The following is a 20,317-nucleotide window of genomic DNA, read 5'->3' as shown; positions in this document are numbered from 1 at the left end:
TTTCATTTCTATTGATGGTGTTAAAAAAATGCCAGGCTGTATTGTTTTGTTTATAAAAACTTAATACCGCAATAATATTTAAACAGGCAATTTTGCAGTGGTATAAGTTATACCTATGGATTATAAGCAGGCATCTGATATCGAATTGTGGCAATGTTGTCGTCAAGATAACATGCGGGCTTATAATGAGTTGTTTGACCGTTATGCGAAGCTGTTATACAGGCAGGCCGCCGGTTACGTGAAGAACGCCATGGATGCGGAAGAGCTGGTCATGGATCTGCTCTTCAACCTATGGCAGAAACGCGGACACCTGCAACCGGATGCGGGCGACAACGTCAGGGCATACCTGATGCAAGCCATGCGCAACCGCATCATCAACTACCTGCAAAAAAACATTCCCGCAACAAATTCCATAGATATGCTGGAAGAAAATAAGCTGGTGGAAAGTCGTCAGGCAGATTACAGCATTATTTTAAAGGATATGGATACCGTTTACCGGTCGAAACTGGATAAGCTAAGCCCCCAGCGCCTGAAGGTATTTAAGCTGAGCCGGGAAGAGAACCTGAGCTACGCGGAGATCGCGCAGCAGATGAACCTTTCGGTCAATACCGTGGAAAACTATATGGTATCGGCATTGAGCACCATGCGTGAGCATACGAAGGAATATCAACCCCTGATTTCACTTTTATTCTTCTTTTTTGTCCGGTAAACATCCGGAGCGTCCCCCGCGCTTTTATTTACCCTGCTTCCCCATTGGCTTTGCGGCCACTTTCCCGATTAGAAAAAAAATTTCAGTCTCATAGGTGGTCACCTGCCTTTTCCCCTGTTTATATAAGTAGAACGGCAATACTAATATGGATACCGAACAGCGGAAATTATTAAGAAAATTCCTGGATGGACAATGCACCGGCCACGAGCAGCAGCAGGTAAAGGCGTTGCTGGATACGCCGGAAGGGCAGGCCGCCATGCAGGAGATGATGGAAGAACAGGACATACAGGCTGGATTATACACTTCGCCCGGCACTGACGAAGGCAACCTGGATCATAAAGTACAGGATTGGAAAAAACAGGTGCAGGAACGGATCTTATCCGCGGAAAACAATGAAAGCCGCCCGGTGAGGAGGCTGCGTTTCCTGCGGATCGCAGCGGTATGGGCCGGTATTCTCTTTGCGGGCGGCATCGGGGCATGGCAGATCAGGCATACGATCTTCCCCGGCCAGGCCATTGCCTATATCAAAAAGGAAAACCTGCGGGGCATTCCCGTTCAGTATATACTGCCGGACAGCACCAGCGTATATCTCGCTGCCGGCAGTACGCTCAGCTATCCCGAAGACTATCCGCAATCGGGCCGTGACGTGAAGTTGCAGGGAGCGGCATTCTTCGATGTGAAACAGGATGAGGCGCATCCGTTCATTATCCATACCGGTGAAGTACAAACGCGGGTATTGGGAACATCCTTCAAAGTGTCCGCTTTTGAGGGCGAACCATTGGAAGTGGCGGTTGTTACCGGGAAGGTGGGCGTCAGCGCACAGCAGGGAAAAGAGCAGCGCGAACTGGCCATCCTCACGCCCGGCCTCAAAGTCAGCTACGACCGGGCAACCACAAAAGCCAGTACCGGCAAAGTGGACGTTGGCGGGCTGGAGCAGTGGAGATCGGGCGAGCTGGTATTTGATGAACAGCCTTTAGGCCTCGTGGCGCACGAACTGCAACGGCGCTTCGGTGTTACCGTCATTTGCAAAGACCCCGAAACAGCGGGCTATAGGGTGAGCGGCGCGTTTGCGGCCACAGAGCCGGTGGAAAAGGTCCTGAAGATGCTGAGCATCCTGGGGAAATTCCGCTGTGAAGCGCAGGGCGATTCTACTTTTCATTTATATCAAACGGGAGATACACAACAATAGACTGAGAACATTATAAAAATGAATAGCGGCCTGCTGGTAACAGACCGCTAAAAAACAAGAAGCCGTACGATTTGACGATCAGGGCGGCTAAATGCCAACATCCCCATATCCCTGTAATACAGGGAGCGGGGGCGAATTACCTAAAAAATAAATAATCCGTAATTCTTACAAACATATGCAAAAAGTAGTACAACTACTTCGCTTCCGGCGATTTGTAACACGAAAAACGTCATCTCCGGCGTACATCCTTTTCATTTTCACTTTCTTTTTTTCATTCCGGGCCCAGGGCCAGGATTTCCAGAACGGCAAGGTAAGCCTTGATCTCAAAGGCGCATCGCTGAAGGAAGCTTTAGCTGAAATACAAAAACAAAGCGGCGTCCGCTTTATCTACGACCAGGATATCAACAAATATGCCGCCCTGAAAATTACCCATACCGAAAAGGACATGCCCGTTAAAAAAGCCACTGAAATGGTGTTGAAGGGTACGAACCTGCAATACGTGTGGGAAGACGGGCATGTGATGATCAGCGAAAAACCGGTGAGCAGACAGCCTGTCCCAAACGCAGGCGCCGGGCAGGAATCCGGGGATATTAAAGGCCGCGTAGTGGATTTTGAGACCACCGTTCCCATGCCGGGTGCAACGGTAAAGCTGGAAGGGAGCGGCAAAGCGGCTATCAGTGACGAAAAAGGCTATTACAGGCTGAGTGGCATCAGGGCCGGCGAATATGTGCTGTCGGTTACCTATACCGGTTATTCGCCTTTTAATGAACTGGTCAGGATGAAAGGCGATCAGACCTTCGATGTGCGGATGCAGGTGGGAAGCGGCAGTACTTTAGGCGAGGTGGTAGTGAGTTCCGCCGGCAGAAAAGTAACCAACGTTACCCACACTACCGAAAAGGCCTTGATAACGGAGATCAAAGGCGCCCGGTCGGTAGTAAGCGGTATTTCCTCGCAGCAGATCAGCATGAGCGCCGACCGTAACGCTGCGGAAGTGGTGCAGCGCATTTCAGGCATCACGGTGATGGATGATAAGTTCGTGGTGGTGCGCGGTATGAACCAGCGCTATAACCTCACTTATCTCAACGATAACGTTGCTCCCAGCACAGAAGTATACAGCCGCGCTTTTGCGCTGGACCTGATACCGAGCCGGATCATCGACAAGATACTGGTCTATAAATCGCCTTCCCCCGAAAACCAGGCGGACGCCACCGGCGGGGTTGTGAAGATATATACAAAGGATGCGAAGAATGTAAAACATTTTGATATCGAATTCCAGACATCCTATCGACCGAATACCACCTTTTCGCCGTTCCTGACCTACCAGGGCGGCAAAACCGACTGGCTGGGCTTCGACGACGGAACCCGCAAGCTGCCTGCGGCTGTACCCGGCTACGGAAGTCTTGACCAGGCAAAGCTGACGCCCGGTCAATATGCCCGTGCTTTTAATAATGTGCTTACTTATCAATCACAAAGGGCATTACCGAATATCCAGGTTACCGCCAACTATTACAACTCTTTTAAGGTCGCCGGCAGAAATTTATCCATTCTCAGCTCGTTAAGCTATAAGAATGATATGCTGCAATCGGACGTGTACCAGCAGAACGGCATTAAAGAATACGCCTGGGGAACAACGGACAAGATCAGTAATGACGATAATAATATACAAACAGCGCAGCTGAACCTTTTGCAGAACTTTACCTACCGCCTGAGCGACAGCAGTTCCATTACCTTTAAAAATTTCCTGCTGCAGCAAGGGCAGAAATCCGCCATTGTCAGGATAAGCCAGCCAAGCTGGGGATTTGACGGGGTAAATGCCTCTTACAAAAAAGACAACATCCTGTCCTTCAGCCAGCGTTTTTTGTATGCGGGCAACGTAGGCGGCAGGCATGTGCTCAAAAACAGCAGGCATAACCTTCAATGGAATGCGGGGTATATTTTCAGCAAGCAGGAAACGCCCGACCAGAAAGTGATACGGCTCACCGCTCCTTCGTCCCGGTTTGCCGTTGGCGACACCAGCCTGCAATGGAGGGCACGGGGGCATATCTATAATTTTGATAATCCTGATGAAGTACCCGTTAAAATGGGTATGATTTCCCGGATGTGGATACGCAACCAGGAAGGCGTATACAACGGCTCCCTGGATTACACCTACAAGGCAAGCCCCTGGCTTCATTTCAGGGTGGGAACATTTCATCAGTGGAAGGAACGGAAGCTGGCGAGAAGGGTGTATACGGTGATGGAAGGCGATGTTACCGACCCCGATAACTACTACGTACATCCCGGTGAGAACTGGTATATAGATCCAGGCCTTGTACGTTTCCGGGAGCAGGACCTGGATAAGGTGTGGAGCAGGGAATATTTTCGCGATGATTACCAGGGTTTAAGAGTATATGACCGCACCTCGGGCAGCGATGTTTATACCGGTACCGAACAGAATAACAGCGGGTATGTATCGTTTCAATTCATGCCAGCCAACAGGCTGTTTGAAGTGTATGGTGGTCTTCGTTTCGAATACAACAGGCAGAAGATCGGCGCGGCCATTCCGCCGGGAAGAGCGGGCGATCTCAATATCCCGATATTGATCGATAACCCTACCAGCAACTGGCTGCCTTCCATCAATGCGTCCTGGCGCCCCGGGGAAAGCTTTGTTTTCAGGGCGGCTTACGGGAAAACGCTGAACCGTTACGAATTCAGGGAAGCGGCGCCTTACCAGGAAGTGGACTTTGAAAACAATGTGGTGATAGAAGGTAATCCCGCGCTGAAATCCGCCACGGCTGATAACTACGATCTGCGATTTGAATATTATCCTGCAAAAGGTTCAAAGGGAGAGGCGATCAGCGTGGGCGTGTTCTATAAAAAGCTGCTCAATCCCATCGAACGCGTGAATTCTTCTAACAGGCTGATCAGCATTATACCGTCCATGTCTTTCCAGAACGCTACTTCCGCTACTATCCAGGGGCTTGAGCTGGAAGTAAGGAAAAAGCTTGATTTTATTCCTGGCAGTTTGTTCCGGTCTTTCAGCGTGATCGGGAGCGTCTCTTTAATGAAGAGCAATACCCAAAACGATACCACCCTCGGTGCTCTAGTGGTGCCCACCACGTCGGACAGGGCCTTGCAGGGACAGGCGCCTTATATCGTCAATGCCGGTTTGTATTACGACAATGCCGCATCGGGAACGAAAGTAAGCGCCGTGTATAATATTTCCGGAACCAGCATTTACGCGGTAGGAAGGGCTTATGAATACAATTCATTTGTTGCGGGCGGCAGCGGGTACAGGAGCAGCATCCTGCAGCTGCAACGGCATCTGCTGGATGTGTCCGTTACGCAAAGAATAGTCAGGAGCCTGCAGTTAAAGTTCAGTATCCAGAATTTACTGGACGAGCCTGTCAGGTTTGCTGAAGATTACAACTACAGCAATAAATACGAGCCCCAGCATCCTCATCCGGATCCGAACCCTGAGTTTGGTCCCGGTAAAAGTATCCAGCAGGGAGATAATATTTCCAGGGAGTACAAACCAGGCAGGTTATTTATCGTAACCCTTTCCTATTCTTTATGATAAAAAGTATACGCGCAATGATAATAAGTAAAAGGTCATGTCATACCTGGTTTATCTGCGCCCTTGCGGTAATGACAGCAGCGGGCTGCAAAAAGGCTGACCAGCAATATGAAGTGCTGCACAAACAGCCCGAAATACTGGCATATAACGACGCCTACGTGGTGGGCGACACGCTGGTCATGCAGGGCCGGCTGAATCCTGAATACGGCCTGCGTATTAAGATCGGGGATGTAGACAGCGTAAGTATACTGGCAATGGAAAAAGTTGTGTATTCAACCAATATCCCGGTATATGATACCGTCTGGATAGACAGGATAAAAATTGTTATCACCCAGCAGATGGGCGTTGGGCCAGAGAGGCCAGTAGCGGTCACTTCCGCGGGCAATACCATTCCCGCCCGGCCTATTGAAATATTGGAGAATGCCACGGCGGGTTTGGTGCAGCCGCTTCGGCTGACCAGGCAGCATACCCTTACAGGCGGCAGTAAAATATTGTATTGCCGCAGCGGAAACGGGAACATATACCTGTGGACCCAGCTCGCGCCGGCCCGTTCCATCAACCGGTTGTCGCCAGACGGTACGCTTGCCACGATCCTTTCGCCCGCAGATTATAAGGACAGCTACGGCGCCTTTACCATTACGGCCTTTAACGGCGGGGGAGTGGACCCGCAGGAACGTTACCTGTACTTTTCGGCCATTACAACCGATAACAGCGCCGATAATGCTGCGAACGAAATTTACAGGTTGTGCAGGGTGGATCTGGCTACCAGACAGCTCGCCACCATCAACCGCACCTTATACCCGAAAACCGCCAGCCAGCGCACCGTAGCCGCTCTTACGCCTTTTGAAGGCAAGATAAACGATGTGAAGATCTTTAAAGCTTCACGCATATATCCCGACAGTTCAGGCAATGTATATGTAAATATGAGCGATCTGCTGCTAGCCAAACTTGATGCCGCCGGTAACTACAGCTACCTGTTCAGGTTTAGCAGGAATCCTCCCGGGGTAACGGCGGATTTTGTGCCGCAGATATGGAATACCGGCGCCAACCAATATTATGCCCCCGGCGATGTGCTGTTTATGTTTGAAAACAGCGAAGTAACAGGTTATATGCGGGCTATTGCGCCCGACGAAGGGTTGCTGTATTGTATTATGGGCGCCAGCGTACACGACCTGGCTCAATACGACCTTGCCAACCAGGTGCCGCTTTATACTTACGAGCCTAAGCTGATAACGGACATTCCGTACATATCCGGTTCGTTCAGCCTGCTGACCGGGTATCCGCGAAGCAACAGCGGCAGCAATGACGCTCCTTTGTTTGGATATATGGCCATGCCGGGACAAAAGCTGCTTTTGCTGTACCAGGGCATATCTGCCGACAATTTCCCCGCCTTCGGCGTGTTGAATTTTGCCCAACGCAGGGGGGAACGTTACGCGCCTGGTAAAGTAGAAAGGGACATATCCACTACAACAGTTACGTTGACGGCAGGGGATGAATTATTGAATTATGATGCGAATGGTATGTTATACATGACCGGCAACTCCAGGCAATATATTTTAAAAACAATCAGTCAATAAGCATATGAATAATATTTGCAAGACAGGCGGTTTTACGGCCGGCGTTATGATGGCTGTGCTATTGCTGGCGTCCTGCCGGAAAGAAGCGGTAATAGCCGGTAATAAAACGGAAGCCTATGTTAATTTTTACAATGCATCTGAAGTGCTTAAGCAGGGCATTCTGGATCTGTCTCCTACTCAGAAATTTTACCTGTCGGACCAGAATATGGTGTATGTCAACGACAGCATACCCCGCCCGCCGCTTTTCGGTTCCCATGCCAATAACTCCTGGCCCGCATTTGCCATGGGCTTTGACGATATGAAGCAGTACCCCGGCTACATCACCGGAACACCTTCAGTAATAGACGATATCGGCAGAGCGGAACATAATGTCTACTGGATGCCTTTGGCATCAGGTTTTTACAGGTTCATTTATACTTCCGCGTATAAAAACTACCTGGTAAGAGAAGCGGTTCAGCTGGACGCCAAGACCTACACTACCCAATATCTTACAGAAGACCCGGCAAACGACAGTGCCTACAGGGTGTTGAGCATCCCTGCTTACCTGGATGCGGTGGAAGGAAAAGTAAGGGTGCAGATGGTGCACCTCTCGCCCGATGCGGGTGCTGTAGATGTATACCGTATGGACAAAAATGGTAACAGGGAAGGAGATGCGATCGTACAGGATCTTGCTTTTGGCAATCACAACAATTATGCGGAGATGGACACTACCGGTGCATCTGCTGCTTATGGCAATCTCGTATTAGGCTTTTACAAAGCGGGCACTACCACTAAAATATACAGCGTGTCCATGCCTGCAAAATCCGGTGCTTCATTTATTACCGTTATCCAGGGTTTTACGAAGGCTGCATCAAGGCGCATTATAGTAAATGCCAACGGCTATACGACCGTTACCTGGCAGGTAACGCCCGATTTCCGGGTGAATGTGAGAAGGGTTTCGTGAAAAAAAAGACAATTTAAAACGCACTGTTTTATTAATAATCAATCCCGCTTTCCCCCAGGGAAGGAATAAAACAATAAAGTAAATGAAAACGAAACGGCTACAATTTTTATTTCACCTGTTATTTACTGCCTGTATGTATGCGGCCGGTATTGTTCCCGCGGCGGCGCAAAGCCTGGAAGTGATGCCTGTAAATACCTTCTTCAGCGGCTCCGAGGCACAGAATTTCTTTAAACGGACCGATGGCAGCTATTTTTTCTTTGCCACCGATGGTACCAATGGCCTGCAGCTTTGGAAAACTGACGGCACCCCGGCAGGCACCGCGCAATTACAGGCCCCTGCGCCGTATTCAGCAGGAATGCCCGGTATAAGTTTACCCACTCCGACCTATAATGGCGAGAAGACCTGGCTGCTCTTCAATAACGAGCTATATTTTGTAATTGACGGGAAATACCTCTTTTGCAGCAATGGCAACACGTTGCAGCTTTTAACCACTTCGGGAACCCAGATTTCAGGATTAACGGCGTCTGGAAATGCTGTTTATTTCAAGGTGGTCGAAGAAGGGGGCGCTATGCCAGCAACGGTAGGCCTTTGGAAAACCGACGGAACCGTAGCAGGTACCCTGCGGCTAAAGGCATTTGACGGCGGCAACGCCGTCAGCCGTGCCTCATTCCAGGTAAAGGACATAACGAATGTAAACGGCACTGTATTTTTCGTAGCCGCCAGCGCGGGCGATGGCATCGGCTATGCGCTATACAAAAGCGATGGCACCACGGCAGGTACGGTATTGGTAAAAGATATTAATACCGTAGATACTAACCTGACTTTATCTGACCAGCATGCCGCAGGCAGGTACCTCTATTTCAAAGCAAACAGCAGCGGCACCCAGTCGGCAGGAAAAGAATGGTGGATAAGCAATGGCACACCGGCGGGAACTTACCAGGTTACTCATTTCGGCAATTTCAATAGCAGCGCTATCGGTGGCAGCCCTATTGCACATGGGGATACGCTGTACGTCGCAACGCCTTATGGTTCTGCCACATACAGCAGGCAAATATGGAAACTAACCCCCGACCCGGCCAATCCCGACTCGATCTATTACGAAGCCCAGGTCAACACGGTGTCGTTATTACATCTTTTGGATGGTAAATTATTCTTCACGGATAGTGATATAGCTTATGCGACCAAGAGGTTTTATGCGGGTGGCAGCTCACGTAAAGACACGGTGCTGCTGCAGCTTGGCGCCGTTCCCCATGCCCCCAATGTCAATACCTCAACAGTATTATATCCGCTGAATGGCTACTACTATTATTATGCGCGTATGAGTTCCTCGGTGTATAACCTCTGGCGCACCGATGGCACAGCTGCGGGCACTACGCTGGTCAGCAACGCAACAAAGGCTCCAAGCCTGTTTATCAAAGCAGGCGACGCATTTTATTTCAGAGCGGTGGACGCAGCGGTAAGCGGCACTACAGCTTTTAATATCTGGAAAAGCGACGGCACTACGGCAGGTACAAAAAAGGTTGCCGGGCGTACCTTCCCTAACCAGGTAGCGGCCTCGGGTACAGACGGCACTTATTTTTATTTTACCAGTACAGACAGCGTATGGGCCACTAACGGCGATACAGTGATAAACATGCCGCTCGGCTCAGCGGCGACTATGGCCGGTTTGCGCCCTTCAGGCATTTATCCTGCCGCTAATAAGCTGGTCGTAACGGCTAAATTGGCAACGGGAACCAGTAACGCCAATCTTGATCTGTTTGTGGGTGATTTTGCGCTTAGCAACCAGCCGCAACCGCAAACCATCAGTTTTTCCGACCTCACTAAAACTTATGGCGATGCGGATGCTGCTGTAGGCGCTACGGTCACTTCGGGTTTGGATATTACCTATTCGATAGCCGATCCCGCTATTGCCACCATTACCAATGGCACCCTGCATATTCTCAAGTCGGGCACTACCACCATTACCGCCAGCCAGCCCGGCAACGGCACTACATGGCTGCCTGCTGCCGATGTAACGGCCACGCTAACCGTCAATAAAGCGGCATTGACCATTACCGCCGATGATAAGACCAAAGAGGAGGGCGATCCTAACCCGGCATTCACGTTCACCGGCACCGGCTTTGTAAACGGGGAAACGGAAACGGTGCTTACCGCGCAGCCTGCTGTTACTACTACGGCCACACAAGCATCGCCTGCCGGCACTTATGCCATTACGGCAAGCGGCGCCGCGGCGGAGAATTATACCATTACCTATGTGGATGGCACGTTCACGATAAACCCGCCGGTGCAGCAACCGCAAACCATCACCTTTGCCGGATTAACTAAAACATACGGCGACGCGGACTTTGCGCCCGGCGCTACAGCTACCTCCGGCCTGCAGGTCGCATATACCAGCGATAACCCGGCGGTAGCTTCCATCGTGGGCAACAATATCCATATTGTGGGCGCCGGCACGGCGAATATCACCGCTTCGCAGCCCGGCAACAGCTTCTGGCTCCCGGCAACGAATGTAACGGTAGCGCTCACCGTCAATAAAGCGGCATTGACTATTACCGCTGAAAATAAAACCAGGTTCCAGGATGAGCCCAATCCTTCACTGACACTAGCTTATACCGGCTTCGTAAATGGTGAGACATCCGCTTCCCTCACCACGCAACCTGCAGTTACTACCACGGCTACATTGAGCTCAGCCCCGGGCTTTTACCCGGTTACAGTGAGCGGGGCCGCCGCCAATAATTATGCCATCACCTACGCGGAAGGTATACTTACGGTAAAAGCGCTTCCTGTTACGGAAAACAGGGTAGACGCCGTATTCAATGGCAATACGTTGCAGGCAAGGGTGTATTCCTCCAAAGCGCAGCGGGCCGTGCTGCAACTGGCAGACGTAACAGGCCGTGTATTGCTTTCACTGGACGTATCGCTGACGAACGGCGTCAATACATACCAGTTGCCGGTATTCAATGTTTCCGCCGGGGCTTACATCGTGCTGGTAAGAGGGCAGGGATTGAAACTAAGCGATAAGATCATCAGGTAAACCGAAAAAAAACCATTCCTACTGTCCCTGGAATGTTACAAAAGCATTCCAGGGGCTTAAAAAAGATAAAATGAAACGGAACAATTATAAATGCTGGGCTATGGCTATGCTCATGGCAGCCGGTGTACAACAGGCCCAGGCACAGATACAGCCTACAGAAGTGATCACTACGGCCGCACCCTCTTTGCGTATTCCGGCCGACGCCCGTGCGGCGGGCATGGGTAATATCGGGCTGGCTACTTCGCCCGATGCGAACAGCGGTTATTGGAACCTGGCAAAAGTGCCGTTTGCCGGAAAACAAACCGCGATCGGCGTTAATTATGCTCCCTGGATGCGGGAAGTGACCGACGATATGTACCTGCTCGGCCTTTCCGGTTATCGCCGCTTTGATTCGCTGCAAGCCGTCACCGCTTCCGTCCGTTATTTTAACTTAGGGGATTTTCAGCTGAAGGATATTAACGGCGGCGTGCTCCAAACTGCCCGCCCTCACGAATTCAGCATCGATCTCGGCTATGCCCGCAGGCTATCGGACAAGCTCGCTGTCGGCATTGCCCTGCGCTACATCAACTCCAGCCTGGCCACCGGCTCATATGGCAGTACACAATACAAACCGGGAGAGGCTGTTGCCGGTGATGTGTCCTTATTTTACAACGGCAAGAATGAAAAGGGACAGGGCTTTTCGGCAGGATTGGCTTTGAGCAATGTAGGCTCCAGGATCGGCTATACGGAAAATGCCGGGCAAAAGGAGTTCCTGCCGGCCAATCTTGGTGCAGGCGGGGCTTACACCGCGGTGTTGAATGAAGATAACAGGATCACCCTTGGCGTAGACATCAATAAGCTGCTGGTGCCCGAAGTGCCCGCTACAGCAGCAGAAAGAGAAGATTATTATGAGCAAAGCTCTTTATCCGGCCTGGGAAAAGGGTTTGGTAATAAAGCCTGGCAGTATGGCGCTGGCGTGGAATTCAGCTACCGGAACATGCTCCAGCTACGGGCCGGCTATTTTGGCGAATCGGAAAAGCAGGGCAATCGTAAGGGATTGACTGCCGGCCTGGGATTTTGTTATGATATTTTCTCTTTTAACCTGTCTTATCTGGCTCCCAGTGGCACGGAGGCGCAGCGGAACCCGCTGGGCAACACCCTGCAGTTTGGTTTGCAGCTGAGCTTTTAGCCCGGCCCCCACATGTTTGCCCGGCCCCCCAAATATCCTTCCGGCAGCCGATTCGTACCGGTCGTGTAACAACCGGCGGGCGGAATGGATGAATCTGAGTATATTTAGGCCCAACCAACCAAACTGGATAACTATTTATGAAACGTAATTTTCTGTTACTGGCGCTTGTAGCTTCGAGCGTCTTTTCCCTGTTAGAGAACCCTGCATTTGCGCAGCCCAAACAGGCAGCCGCCAAAGCGGCCGCCGGGGAGAAATTCCCGGCAGACCCGGAGGTGAAGATCGGGAAACTGGCGAACGGGCTTACCTACTACATCCGCCGGAACGTTGAGCCCCGCAACCGCGCCGTGTTATATATGGCCCTGAAAGCAGGCTCCCTCATGGAAACCGATGCACAGCAAGGTCTTGCGCACTTTACGGAGCATATGGCCTTCAACGGTACAAAGGATTTCCCTAAAAATGAACTGATCAACTACCTCCAGAAGGCTGGCGTGAAGTTCGGGGCCGACCTGAATGCCTACACCGGTTTCGACCAGACCGTTTACCAGCTGCCTATTCCTACAGACAGTGCGGCGCTGTTCAAAAACGCCTTCAAGATCCTGGCCAACTGGGCAGGGCATATCAACATGGAAAATACCGACATCGACGAGGAGAGGGGTATCATTGTTGAAGAAGAGCGCCAGCGCGGGAAAAACGCGCAGTCGCGCATGCAGAAGGAAGCCCTGCCGGTGATCCTGTACGGCTCCCGCTATGCAGAGCGTATCCCCATCGGCAAGCTGGACATCATCCAGAACTTCAAGCATGAAGAGATCAAACAGTTCTATAAAGACTGGTACCGCCCCAACCTGCAATCCGTGATCGCAGTGGGCGATTTTGATGTGGCCGCCGTGGAAGCGATGATCAAAGAGAACTTCAGCGGGCTGAAGAACCCCGCCAATGCCAAGCCGCATCAGACCTACGGCCTGCCGGACAACAAGGAGCCGGTCGTGAAGATCATCACCGACAAGGAATTCCCGTACAATGTAGCCCTCGCTACCATCCGCCACCACGCCAAACCTACCCGCACCACCGCCGATTACAAAAGCGGCATGATCGTGGGCATGATCAATTCCATGATCGGCGCGCGCATCCTGGAACTGAAACAGAAAGGCACCGCGCCTTTCGTGGAAGGCCAGCTGAGCTACGGCCCATGGCAGGGCGGCATGATAGACGGGCTGAATGCGCTGACCGTTGTAGCCGTTACCAAAGACGCGCAGGAGCTCGGCAAAGGGCTTGCCGGCGTAATGGCCGAAGCATACCGCATGGCGCAGTTCGGCTTTACCGCATCTGAGCTGGAAGTAGCCAAAAAGAACACGGAAGCCGCCAACGAAAAGGCCTACAGGGAAAAGGACAAGATACCTTCCGCCAGCTTCGTGCAGGCTTACCTGAAAAACTTTATGTCCGGCTCACCCATCATCAGCCCCGATGTGCGCTACAACCTCACCAAAAAATTCCTGGACGAGATCACGCTGGAAGATGTGAACAAGACCGCGAAAAAAATGCTGTCTGAGGAGAACGTAACCGTACTGGTGCAGGCTCCCGAAAAAGATAAAGACAAGATACCCGCCAGCGCGCAACTGCTGGAAAGCCTGCGCGGCGCCGGTAAAGGGCTTACCGCTTACGTGGACAATACCGTTAATAAACCGCTGCTGGAAAAGAAACCCACGCCCGGCAAAGTAACCGGTACGGAGAAGATAGAAGGCATCGGCGTTACCAAACTCACGCTGAGCAACGGCGTGACCGTGTACCTGAAGCCCACCGATTTCAAGAACGACCAGATCCTGTTCTCTTCCTTCCGCCCGGGCGGCACTTCGCTGGTAGACGATAAGGATTACATGGCCACCAATTACGCAGGCAACATCCCCGGCGACGGCATCGGCGAGTTCGAGAACTCGCAGCTGCGTAAAATGCTGGCCGGCACCACCGCCGCGGCTTCCTCTTACCTGGGCGACCTGTATGAAGGTTACAGCGGCAGCGCATCGCCGAAAGACCTCGAAACAGCCCTGCAGCTGGTGTACGCCTATGCCACCAATCCCCGCAAAGACCCGGTGGTGTTCAAAAGGAACATGGAAGACTTCAAAGTATACCTCCAGAACGCGGACGATGCGCCGGATAATGTATTCGGCGACACCATCACCGCTGTACTGTCTTCCAACAGCCTCCGCGAAAGGAAACCTACGCTGGCTGAGCTGGACCAGGTGAACCTGGACCGTTCCCTCGAATTCTACAAAAGCCGCTTTGCGGACGCCAGCGGCCAGACCTTCGTGTTCGTCGGTAACTTCGACGTGGCGCAGATCACCCCGCTGCTGGAAACCTACCTCGGCGGCCTGCCTTCCACCAACAGCGGCAGCAAGTATGTGGACCGCGGCATCAGGCCGCAGACGGGCAACATCACCCGCATCGTGAAAAAAGGCATTGAAGACAAAGCGCAGGTGAAACTCTTCTTCTACGGCACCTATGAATTTGCGCCGGCCACCAACCTGCAGCTTAGCGCCCTCAGCGACATCCTGGAATTTAAAGTGCTGGAGCGCCTGCGGGAGAAAGAAAGCGGCGTGTACAGCCCGAACGTAGGTATTGGTTACGACAAGGAGCCGTATGCCAACTACAACCTCACTATTTCCTTCAGCTGCGCTTCCGCGAACGTGGACAAGCTGGTGAACGCCACGCTGGACGAGATCGAGAAGATCAAAAAAGAAGGCGCTACCGCGGTAGACGTGGAGAAATTCAAAGCAGAAAGCAAAAGGGCCATGGAAGTGAGCCTTCGTGAAAACAGCTTCTGGCTGAACTATCTCACCGGCAAATTCAAGACAAACGAAGACCCGCTGAGCATCCTCAAACAGAACGAGCGCCTCGAAAAAGTAACGCCCGAGAGCGTGAAAGAGACCGCAAGCAAATACCTCAGCAACGCCAGCTACTTCAAGGCAGTGCTGGTGCCTGAAAAATAACGGATCAGTTATATCTGCGCAAAAAGGGCTGTTTCATATAATGAGACAGCCCTTTTTGATTCTTCTTCGTAATGACCTTTACTGACCAACATCGGCTAATTACCGCTCCTTCTTCATCTGTTCTATCCACTGTACGATCAATGCCACGCCTTCTTTATGCACCAGCGTTCGTGCCAGCTCGGGCATAGCGGTGCCCGGTTCTGTGCTGTTCATCCGGTAGGCGAGGATGGAGGCGGCGGCGTTGCCGGGAACGATGTCGAAATCCAGTCCGCCCGCGCCGTTGCCCGCTGAAACCGGGCCTTTGAGAATGCCGAGGTGAGCAGCCTGCTGCTGGCCGTATTCAAGAAAAAGCCCGGTGTTATCCGCATCGCCGCCTTTGGTATGGCAATGGGCGCAATTCACATCCAGGTATGCGCGGGCGCGTTGCGGAACGGAGTAATGCAGGCTATCCGTCCATACGGGAAGCGCCGGCACCTGGCTGATGTCCGGCATGCCTTTCAATATGCCCGCGGAAGCCCATTGCAGCAGCTGTTCTCCCTTGCCGTAATGCAGGTTCCTCGCTTTCGGGCCAATGGGCAGCAGCGTGCCGTTGCTGGAATGGCAGCGTTTGCAGTCGTTGGTGTTGGGTACCTGGTACAGGGTGCTGACGCGCTGCCGGTTATCATCCAGCAGGGTGACGGGTACCTGTTTGCCCGCAATCCATTTTTCCGCTTCGGTCTGGGCTTCATTCCAGAGGTAATTCATCACTTTCCATTTGCCATCCTGGGGGTCCTTATGCAGCAGGCGGGTTTCTATCAGCACTTTATCGCCCGCCGTATCGCGGTAAGAGAAATTTTTGATGATGAAAGTGCCGTCGGGGAATTGTAAAGCGCCGCTGTCGCGGTATTGCATGCTGCCGCCTTCGGGCAGTGCAATGAAGCGGTCTTTGACGGCGTAGTCGGTAAATAAAGGCGTGGCAAGGTCGTACCGGTGCACGTGAGCCTCGGGGCTCAGCTGGCTGAGCGCGCCTTTGAAGAAACCGTAGTCCGAAAGTTTTTCGCGGAAGCCGGAAGTAGTTGCAGGCTTTTTGGGCCTGCAACTGTAAAGGGTGGTCATAGTCAGGATCAATACAATCACAGATCTCATCACGATAGATTATTATTTACAGGTAAATGCCGTCATATCCGTTCCCGGGCTCCATTGCGGCTTGCCCATGTTCAGCGCGTCCACGTTCACGAATAAGTTGTTGCCGGTTTGTTTGATGCAGATGGAATCGGGGTTGAGGCCCTTTTCCTGCGTGAGCACATTGGTGGAAATGCCGTCGTACACGATCAGCGGGATGCGCTGCTTCATCGCCTGTTCGATGGCCACGAGTATTTTGCCGGTATGATGGGAGAACACCGGCTCGGGGAAGCTGTCGCCCATTTCCAGCGTGTTGCCGTGTATCAGGATGTTCTTCGATACGGGGAAATAATTCGCGTTGATCTTTTCCCCTGCTTTCGCATCCACGAAAAAGCCGGATACGAGGATGATGGCGCTGGAGTTGTTGTTGAGGATGCGGTTGTTGTACAGCTCCACGTCAGACGTGGCCTGGATGATCACGCCGCTGCCCGGCGCCGCATTGCCCACGCCCCAGGTGGTGCCGAAGCTGCCCGATTTGGCGAAGTTCCTTTCATTGTTGTCGTGGATGTAATTGTTGTATGCCTTCACATGCCCGCCGCGCTGGCTCAGGTCAGGCAGGTCGAAAACGAGGAAGCCGGCGGTGTTGCCGTAAAATTCATTGTCGTATACTTCCGCGTTGGTCGTGTTCTCGATCTCGCAACCCGCTACGTTCCTGAATGCCTTGCTTTTCCTTACTACGGCCTTGTTGGATTGCCCTACGTAAATGCCCGCATCAGATGCGCCCTGCGCGTAACAGTTCTCCACCAGCACGTTGGTGCAGAGTACGGGATAAATGCCGTAACCGCCGCTGGTGGAGTCGGAGGTGGACCAGATGGCGTGCAGGTTGGTGATGGTCACGTCCTTGCTTTTGTTCACCTTCAGCAGGTCGCCTTTGGAATCTTTGATGGTCATGCCGCTGATCTCGAAACCGTCCACTTCGGCCACACGAATGCCTTCGCCGCCCTGCCGCTGGCCGGAAAAGTCCAGCAGCGTTTTATCCGGCCCTGCGCCGGTGATGCGGATGTGCTTGAGCTGCACGAGGCTGAGGTTATCGAATTTATAGGTGCCTGCCTTCAGTTCCAGGCTGCTGCTGTCCGTCATTGTCAGGAAGGCTTCGGTGATCTTTTGTTCTTCGCCCGGGCCGAAAGCCAGTACTGTTTTATAACCGCCTTCGGTCTTCTTTTCGGGGGCGGCGCATGCGGCCATGAGCGCCAGTAACAGGAGGGAGTATCTCATAGTGGTATGTTTTTAAAAAACGTTGTAAGCGAATGTTGCGTAATAGACCCCGCCAATGCCAGGACTGCCAAAGCCGGTGTAGTAGTATTTATTCGTCAGGTTCGTGGCGCCTATCTTGATCCTGGAGCGGGCCTTTGTCAATTTATAACTAACCTGTGCATCCAGCACTACATTGGCGTCTATCGTGCCGCTCGCGAAACCGATGGAGTAGAAGTACGCCGGGCGGTAACGGAGGCTGGTATTGAAGGAGAACGCCTGTTGTTTGCCGAACCCGGTATTGCCGAATTCAAGGTTGAATTTCCAGTTGGGAGTGTTGAAATTATTGATCTGGCTGTTGTTCCTGTTCCTGAGGAAATCCGAAGAGAAGTTGGCTTTCGCCATGAAATTGCGGCTCAGGTCCACGCTCAGGCTGGCGGCATAGCCGTACGTATTTACCTTTTCCGCGCCGTTATATGCAATATTATAGGAAATATATTTACTGCGCTCTTTGAACGCCGTAATGTCGTCTGTCCCCGGCGTATTGGCCACATTCACGTACCCGATGAAATTTTTCCAGGTAGAATAATATCCCAGCACGTCCACCAGCACGCAACGGGCGAACAGGCCGGAATATCCGAGCTCGAACGCATCCACGCTCTGCGGCTTGATGTCCCTGGGATTGAACCGCTCCAGCTTCGACGGGTCGTTGGTCTGCTGGTATTCCGTTACGCTGTTCAGCAGGTAGGGCGGGTACTGGTCGAACTGGTATTCGCCGTACAGCAGCCTGGCGGAACCGCCGGAGGCGTAGGAATTGTAATCCACCAGCGTGCTTTGCAGGCTCTGGATGTTGGAAGGAAAGCTGTAGGCGTTCTGGTAGGAGAAACGCAGGAAATGTTCTTTCGCGATCTCCTGCACGGCGGATGCGCGGGTAGTGATGCGGGGCTTATCAAAGAGGGTATTCTTATCGTACCGGAAAGCCGCTCCCAGCTTCAGTTTGTTTCCGATCAGCTTTTTGGACAGGTGTGCATAGCCACTGTATTCCGCCACGTCTATCGGCCCGTTTTTATCGGGGAACAAAGTGCCTTTGGAGTCGAGGCGGTAGAGGCGGTAGTTGAGCCCGGCGATCAGTTCCACCCATGGAATGAGCTTCGTGAAATTGTATTGGAACTCCGTGTTGTAAAGCCTGCTCCGGTCCAGGAAAAGGGTGCCGCCCCGGGAGGTGGGCAGGCCGGCAATGCTGTCTTTCAGCCGGTTGAATGCCGCGCTGCCGGCGTCGGGCCTTCCCTGGTCGGCAAACTGGCGGGCGGCCCAGTGGGCATCGTCAGGACTGCTGCCTGTGGCCAGGGCCTGCAGCAGGGCGCCGGTGTATTGCGGGTACCAGCCGTCCATGGTAGCGGGGTTGAAGCTGGGTTTCCAGGCTTCGTTCAGCAGCTGCATGGTGGGGCTGGCAATGATGGTGTTGCCGGAGTTTTCTTTGGAGGTATAGGCGCGGAGGAACCATTGTTCGCTCCTCAGTTCGGCGCGGTACTGGCTGATCTTGTAGCCGGTGAGGGCGTAACGGGTATCATTGCTGTATACGGCGTTGCCGCTGCCGTAAGTGCCGGATACGATGGCTTCCAGCCGCGGCCGGATCTTGTAGCGCACTTCAGCGTTGAGCTTCAGGAGTTTGGCTTCGTTGCTGAGGTAACCGTATTCGGGGTAGCCGGTGCGGGCCACGTAGTTGGAGGGTTTGGCCAGCAGCGGGTCTATAATGGGCGCCAGCGAAGGGTCCTGCGCGAGGGCAGCTTGGAGGAAAGGATTGATGTCTACGGAAGTTTTGCTGCCGTAGGAATTCACGCCGTTATAGTTCGGGTCGGTATACTTTGTGCCGGGCCCGTTGGTGTTGCTGGTATCGGCGGCCAGCCAGTCTTTGGCGAGGGTGTATTGCGCGTTGATCTTGAAGGCGAATTTGTCGTTCACTTTGTACGCCCAGCGCAGGGTCCAGTCGTAATAAGGGGAAGGGCCCATGGGGTCGTTGCCTGCTCCTTTTTTTACGTGGTTCACGCCCTGGGTGACCTGGAAGCTGAGGCCCTGGTATTTGAACGGGTCCTTGCCGGTCATTACCAGCGTGCCGTTCAGCCCGCGGGAGCCGTACAGGGCGGAGGATGCGCCGGAAAGCACTTCCAGGTTGTCCACATCCAGCTCGGTAAGCCCGATGGAAGCCCCCAGCGGGAAATTGAGCCCGGGCGCCTGGTTGTCCATCCCGTCTACGATTTGTGTGAAGTTGGTATTGCCGCTGGTATTGAACCCGCGGGTGGTAACGGTGGTGAAGGTGAGGCTGGACGTGGTGATGTCTACGCCCTTCAGCCCCTGGAGCATGTTATAATAATTGGTCTGCGCGGAGTTGATGATGTCTTTGTTGTCGATCCTTTCAATGGTGACCGGCGACTCGATCTTGCGCTGCAGCTGCCGGCTGGCGGATACGACCACTTCGTTGCCCAGGATGCTGGCGGGGTCCAGCGTAATGTTCAGCGGCCCCGTAGCGGTCACTTCTATTTCCTTTGAAGCGTACCCGATGGAGGAAACGACGAGTGTAACGGGCAGTGCGGCGTGGAGGGTGAAGCGGAAATTCCCCTGGTCGTTGGTATAATCGCCGTAAGGGGTGTTCTTCGCTTTAATGGACACGGCGGGCACTGCTTCGCCGGTGGCGCTGTTGCGCACATGGCCGGAGATCACATGCTGCGCGTCCAGGCCGGCGAGCCCGGTGAACAGTCCGAGTATGGTCAGTAGCATCAGTTTGGTCATAGTCAGGGTCATTTTGGTTGG

11 protein-coding genes are annotated in these 20,317 nt (G+C 52.8%); 8 read left to right on the top strand and 3 right to left on the bottom strand.

Features of this window, described 5'->3' with window-relative positions; all coding sequences use genetic code 11:
• The first annotated feature begins 172 nt into the window (after window positions 1–172).
• The 8 genes from ACTJIK_RS19230 to ACTJIK_RS19195 all read left to right on the top strand — a co-directional run bounded on the left by ACTJIK_RS19230 (window position 173) and on the right by ACTJIK_RS19195 (window position 15,157).
• Entirely contained in the window at window positions 173–709 is a 537-nt protein-coding gene (locus tag ACTJIK_RS19230) for an RNA polymerase sigma-70 factor (RefSeq protein WP_440649098.1), read from the top strand.
• 145 nt (window positions 710–854) lie between these two features.
• Window positions 855–1,898: a FecR family protein gene (locus ACTJIK_RS19225; RefSeq protein ID WP_440649096.1), complete on the top strand. Its 1,044-nt coding sequence runs from the start codon at window positions 855–857 to the stop codon at window positions 1,896–1,898.
• Window positions 1,899–2,073: 175 nt separating this feature from the next.
• Window positions 2,074–5,454: a TonB-dependent receptor domain-containing protein gene (locus tag ACTJIK_RS19220; protein WP_440649094.1), complete on the top strand. Its 3,381-nt coding sequence runs from the start codon at window positions 2,074–2,076 to the stop codon at window positions 5,452–5,454.
• Between the two features lie 17 nt (window positions 5,455–5,471).
• Window positions 5,472–7,031 (top strand): hypothetical protein, encoded by a 1,560-nt coding sequence (locus tag ACTJIK_RS19215; protein ID WP_440649092.1) that lies wholly within the window; start codon window positions 5,472–5,474, stop codon window positions 7,029–7,031.
• Between the two features lie 4 nt (window positions 7,032–7,035).
• Window positions 7,036–7,974 carry a DUF4397 domain-containing protein gene (locus ACTJIK_RS19210; RefSeq protein ID WP_440649090.1) on the top strand — a complete coding sequence of 313 codons (939 nt, stop codon included), beginning with the start codon at window positions 7,036–7,038 and terminating at the stop codon, window positions 7,972–7,974.
• 82 nt (window positions 7,975–8,056) lie between these two features.
• On the top strand, window positions 8,057–11,008 hold the full coding sequence (locus ACTJIK_RS19205) for an MBG domain-containing protein (RefSeq protein WP_440649088.1): 2,952 nt from the start codon (window positions 8,057–8,059) through the stop codon (window positions 11,006–11,008).
• A 70-nt stretch (window positions 11,009–11,078) separates the two neighbouring features.
• The gene (gene porV / locus ACTJIK_RS19200) at window positions 11,079–12,176 is read left to right on the top strand and encodes a type IX secretion system outer membrane channel protein PorV (RefSeq protein ID WP_440649086.1); all 1,098 of its coding nucleotides are present in this window, start codon (window positions 11,079–11,081) and stop codon (window positions 12,174–12,176) included.
• Window positions 12,177–12,313: 137 nt separating this feature from the next.
• Window positions 12,314–15,157 carry a M16 family metallopeptidase gene (locus ACTJIK_RS19195; protein WP_440649084.1) on the top strand — a complete coding sequence of 948 codons (2,844 nt, stop codon included), beginning with the start codon at window positions 12,314–12,316 and terminating at the stop codon, window positions 15,155–15,157.
• Window positions 15,158–15,256: 99 nt separating this feature from the next.
• Here the strand turns inward: ACTJIK_RS19195 and ACTJIK_RS19190 are convergent, their stop codons facing one another.
• The 3 genes from ACTJIK_RS19190 to ACTJIK_RS19180 are packed head-to-tail and all read right to left on the bottom strand — an operon-like array spanning window position 15,257 to window position 20,296.
• Window positions 15,257–16,282, bottom strand: a complete 1,026-nt coding sequence (locus ACTJIK_RS19190) for an SO2930 family diheme c-type cytochrome (RefSeq protein WP_440649082.1) — start codon at window positions 16,280–16,282, stop codon at window positions 15,257–15,259.
• Window positions 16,283–16,294: 12 nt separating this feature from the next.
• A complete protein-coding gene (locus ACTJIK_RS19185; RefSeq protein ID WP_440649080.1) occupies window positions 16,295–17,533 on the bottom strand; it encodes a parallel beta-helix domain-containing protein in 1,239 nt (412 codons plus the stop codon).
• Between the two features lie 12 nt (window positions 17,534–17,545).
• On the bottom strand, window positions 17,546–20,296 hold the full coding sequence (locus tag ACTJIK_RS19180) for a TonB-dependent receptor (protein WP_440649078.1): 2,751 nt from the start codon (window positions 20,294–20,296) through the stop codon (window positions 17,546–17,548).
• Window positions 20,297–20,317 lie beyond the last annotated feature (21 nt).

Origin of the sequence: Chitinophaga sp. 22620, from assembly GCF_052044405.1 — a bacterium.
GTDB lineage: Bacteria > Bacteroidota > Bacteroidia > Chitinophagales > Chitinophagaceae > Chitinophaga.
Note: the sequence above shows the minus strand (reverse complement) of the source record. Positions and strands in the feature narration are given on the sequence as shown.

What these genes read in the sequence shown, in the direction of transcription:
- ACTJIK_RS19230 (WP_440649098.1), top strand. Translation starts at nt 173, where the DNA reads ATGCGGGCTTATAATGAGTTGTTTGACCGTTATGCGAAGCTGTTATAC.
- ACTJIK_RS19225 (WP_440649096.1), top strand. Translation starts at nt 855, where the DNA reads ATGGATACCGAACAGCGGAAATTATTAAGAAAATTCCTGGATGGACAA.
- ACTJIK_RS19220 (WP_440649094.1), top strand. Translation starts at nt 2,074, where the DNA reads ATGCAAAAAGTAGTACAACTACTTCGCTTCCGGCGATTTGTAACACGA.
- ACTJIK_RS19215 (WP_440649092.1), top strand. Translation starts at nt 5,472, where the DNA reads ATGATAATAAGTAAAAGGTCATGTCATACCTGGTTTATCTGCGCCCTT.
- ACTJIK_RS19210 (WP_440649090.1), top strand. Translation starts at nt 7,036, where the DNA reads ATGAATAATATTTGCAAGACAGGCGGTTTTACGGCCGGCGTTATGATG.
- ACTJIK_RS19205 (WP_440649088.1), top strand. Translation starts at nt 8,057, where the DNA reads ATGAAAACGAAACGGCTACAATTTTTATTTCACCTGTTATTTACTGCC.
- porV (WP_440649086.1), top strand. Translation starts at nt 11,079, where the DNA reads ATGAAACGGAACAATTATAAATGCTGGGCTATGGCTATGCTCATGGCA.
- ACTJIK_RS19195 (WP_440649084.1), top strand. Translation starts at nt 12,314, where the DNA reads ATGAAACGTAATTTTCTGTTACTGGCGCTTGTAGCTTCGAGCGTCTTT.
- ACTJIK_RS19190 (WP_440649082.1), bottom strand. Translation starts at nt 16,282, where the DNA reads ATGAGATCTGTGATTGTATTGATCCTGACTATGACCACCCTTTACAGT.
- ACTJIK_RS19185 (WP_440649080.1), bottom strand. Translation starts at nt 17,533, where the DNA reads ATGAGATACTCCCTCCTGTTACTGGCGCTCATGGCCGCATGCGCCGCC.
- ACTJIK_RS19180 (WP_440649078.1), bottom strand. Translation starts at nt 20,296, where the DNA reads ATGACCAAACTGATGCTACTGACCATACTCGGACTGTTCACCGGGCTC.